The following is a 413-nucleotide window of genomic DNA, read 5'->3' on the forward strand; positions in this document are numbered from 1 at the left end:
GGCTCCCGCGCGTGCAGCGTCTTCGGCAGTACCCCTGCCCGCAACGCCATCACCGTCTTGATCACACCACCCACCCCGGCAGCCGCCTGAGCGTGCCCGATGTTCGACTTCAACGACCCCAGCAGCAAAGGCACTTCACGACCCCCGCCATACGCGGAGATCAACGCCTGCGCCTCGATCGGATCACCCAACCGCGTCCCCGTCCCGTGCGCCTCCACCGCGTCCACGTCCGACGGGGCCAGACCCGCGTCCGCCAGCGCCCGACCGATCACCTCCTCCTGCGCACGCCCGTTCGGCGCCGTCAGACCGTTCGACGCACCGTCCTGGTTCACCGCCGAACCCGCCACCACCGCGAGCACCCGATGACCCTCACGCCGCGCCCTCGACAACCGCTCGACCACGAGGATTCCCGC

The 413-nt window shown here is 70.5% G+C and carries 1 protein-coding gene; it reads right to left on the reverse strand.

Going from position 1 to position 413, the window contains the following annotated elements; genetic code table 11:
- Positions 1-413 (reverse strand): polyketide synthase (locus tag ADL08_RS12895; RefSeq protein ID WP_199836997.1); only part of this gene is annotated, 413 nt, incomplete at both ends.

The organism is Streptomyces sp. NRRL F-6492, from assembly GCF_001280125.1.
Lineage (GTDB): Bacteria > Actinomycetota > Actinomycetes > Streptomycetales > Streptomycetaceae > Streptomyces.